The following is a 2,917-nucleotide window of genomic DNA, read 5'->3' as shown; positions in this document are numbered from 1 at the left end:
TGCGTCGGGCGGCGCCGGGGTTCGAGGATCTCGGCCGTCACGGGCGCAACCCTATCTTGAAGCGGCGCGCCCCGCGGCGATCAGTGGAACGATCATGTCGCCGATCCCGTCGAAGCCCGCCCCGACGGTCTGCCCGTGCGAGTGTCGGTAGTGGATGCCCTCCAGGATCACCGCGAGCTTGAAGAACGCCAGCGCCAGGTGAAAGCCGATGTCGCTGACGTCGCGGCCGGACCGCTCGGCGTACCGGGCGAGCACCTCGTCACGGCTGAGGTAGCCGGCCGCAACGGGAGCATCGGTGATCATCGCGGCGCCGTCGCGCGACGGGGGAGCGACCTCGGCGAGCTGCTGGTACGCCAGCAGGACCGCGACGTCGGTCAGCGGATCGCCGAGCGTGCTCATCTCCCAGTCGAGCACCGCCGTGACCTGGTCGCGGTCATCGACCAGCAGGTTGTCGAGGCGGAAGTCGCCGTGCACGATCGTGCCGTCGCCGTTGGCCGGGATGTTCGACTCGAGGTGCTCGACGAGCTCGTCCATGCCGGGCAGCTCGCGGCTGGTCGACGACACGAGCTGCTTCTTCCAGCGCGCCACCTGGCGTCCCAGGTAGCCGTCCGGCCGGCCGAAGTCGCCGAGGCCCACCGCGGCGTAGTCGACGGCGTGGAGCGCGACGAGGGTGTCGACCATGCGTTCGGTGATGGCGCGCGTGCGCTCAGGTCCGAGGACCTCGAGCTGGGCCGCGCGGCCGTACGGCGTGCCGGTGACCTTCTCCATCACGTAGAACGGCGCACCGATGACCTCGGTGTCCTCGCAGTGGGCGATCATCTGCGGCACGGGTACGTTCGTCGGCGCCAGCGCGGCCATGACGCGGTACTCGCGCCCCATGTCGTGAGCCGTGGCGAGGACGTGGCCCAAGGGCGGGCGGCGTACGACGTAGTCGCGAGCACCGGCGCTCAGCGTGTACGTCAGGTTGGACTTGCCGCCCGTGATGAGGCTCGCCGACAGCGGTCCGGTCACCAGCTCGGGACGCTCGCGCTCGAGCCAGTTCTGCAGCGCGGCGAGGTCGAGGCCCTTGGGATCGTTCGTCATGTCAGTCCCTGGGTCCGCCGGCGACGTAGATGACCTGGCCCGACACGAACCCGGCACCCTCGCTGACGAGGAACGAGACCGTGTGGGCGATGTCCTCGGGCTGGCCCACGCGCGCGACCGGGATCTGCTCGGCGTTGAACTTGATGAAGTCGTCGAACGGCACCTTCAGGCGCTCGGCCGTCGATGCCGTCATGTCGGTCTGGATGAAGCCCGGCGCGATGGCGTTGGCGGTGATGCCGAACTTGCCGAGCTCGATCGCCAGGGTCTTGGTGAAGCCCTGCATGCCGGCCTTCGCGGCCGAGTAGTTGGCCTGGCCGCGGTTGCCGAGCGCCGAGGTGCTCGACAGGTTGACGATGCGGCCGAACTGGGCCTCGGTCATGTACTTCTGGGCGGCCTTCGTCATCAGGAAGGCGCCGCGCAGGTGCACGTTCATGACGGCGTCCCAGTCGTCGACCGTCATCTTGTACAGCATGTTGTCGCGGATGATGCCGGCGTTGTTGACGAGCACGGTCGGGGCGCCGAGCTCGCTGGTGATGCGCTCGAACGCGGCGGCGACCTGTGCCTCGTTGCTGACGTCCGCGCCCACGGCGAGGGCCTTGCCCCCGGCAGCGGTGACGGCGTCGACGGTGCCGGCGCACGAGGCCTCGTCGAGGTCGACGACGGCGACCTGGAAGCCGTCGGCAGCGAGTCGCTGCGAGACGGCAGCGCCGATGCCGCGTGCGGCTCCGGTGACGATCGCGGTGCGGGGTTCGGTCACGAGATGCTCCTTCGACTGGCGCCTAAGCGCTTGCTTAGTTGATTCCTCCCGCACGTTATCGCACGAGCCCCGCGTGTGCGAGATCACCACCGAAATTGACGTCGCTGAAGGCGAGGGATTCCTCATGTTTGTGTATAGTTGAGGAAAACCTCATGTTTTAGGAGTCCTTGTGACGCAGCTCGACACCCCCTCGGTGGTTTCAGCGCCGGACCAGGCCGATCACCGCACGGCGCTCACGCAGCGCCGCAACGATCGCTTTGCCCGGATCGAACCCAAGGGCAAGCGTGTCTTCACGGCCCGCGAGCGGGCCGAGATGCTCGTCGACGACGGCTCCTTCGTCGAGATGACGCCGTTGCGCACGGCGGGCGGAGGCGCCGGCAGCGGCGTCGTCGCCGGATGGGGTACGACCGACGGTCACGCGGTTGTCGTCGTTTCGCACGATGCAGCTGTGGCCTCCGGTGCGATCGGTGCGGTCATGGCCGAGGCGATCATGAAGGCCCAGCGCTTCGCGCTCGACAAGGGCTACCCCATCGTCTACATCAACGACTCGGGCGGAGCGCGCATCCACGACGGCATCTTCGCGCTGCACGGCTGTGGAGGCATCTTCGCCAACAACATCGAGGCGCAGCAGCGGATCCCGCAGATCTCGCTGATCCTCGGCCCGTGTGCGGGCGCGGCGGCATACTCTCCGGCCCTGACGGACTGGACCATCATGGTCAAGGAGCAGGGCCAGATGTTCCTGACCGGCCCGGAGATCGTCAAGGCCGCCACGGGCGAGGACGCGTCCGCCGAGGACATCGGCGGATCGGCGCTGCACACCAAGGTCAGCGGGGTCGCGCACCTCGAGGTCGACAGCGAGGAGGAGGCGTTCCACGCGACACGCCTGCTCCTGTCGTTCCTGCCGACGCACAAGGGCGGCCCGCAGAAGCGGCACAGCCCCGTGCCGGCCAACCCCGGTGCGGTCGAGCGTCTTCCCGGTCTCGTGCCGGAGAAGTCGAGCGTCGTGTTCGACATGAACGCGCTGCTTGACGGCGTGCTGGACAACGGTGCCCGCCTCGAGCTCATGCCGACGCATGC

The 2,917-nt window shown here is 68.4% G+C and carries 3 protein-coding genes; 1 reads left to right on the top strand and 2 read right to left on the bottom strand.

What is annotated here, in order from left to right; genetic code table 11:
• Window positions 1-51 precede the first annotated feature (51 nt).
• A complete protein-coding gene (locus tag V6M46_RS03830) occupies window positions 52-1,083 on the bottom strand; it encodes a phosphotransferase family protein (RefSeq protein WP_332662445.1) in 1,032 nt (343 codons plus the stop codon).
• Between the two features lies 1 nt (window position 1,084).
• On the bottom strand, window positions 1,085-1,840 hold the full coding sequence (fabG, locus tag V6M46_RS03825; RefSeq protein ID WP_332662444.1) for a 3-oxoacyl-ACP reductase FabG: 756 nt from the start codon (window positions 1,838-1,840) through the stop codon (window positions 1,085-1,087).
• Window positions 1,841-2,009: 169 nt separating this feature from the next.
• On the opposite strand from fabG, the gene V6M46_RS03820 reads away from it, so the two are divergent.
• A partial coding sequence (locus tag V6M46_RS03820) for a carboxyl transferase domain-containing protein (RefSeq protein WP_332662443.1) occupies window positions 2,010-2,917 on the top strand: 908 nt, incomplete at its 3' end.

This window comes from Aeromicrobium sp. (genome assembly GCF_036676885.1).
Classification (GTDB): domain Bacteria; phylum Actinomycetota; class Actinomycetes; order Propionibacteriales; family Nocardioidaceae; genus Aeromicrobium.
Note: the sequence above shows the minus strand (reverse complement) of the source record. Positions and strands in the feature narration are given on the sequence as shown.

Bases quoted from the DNA above. Each gene is read 5' to 3' on its own strand.
- V6M46_RS03830 (WP_332662445.1), bottom strand. From the start codon at position 1,083: ATGACGAACGATCCCAAGGGCCTCGACCTCGCCGCGCTGCAGAACTGG.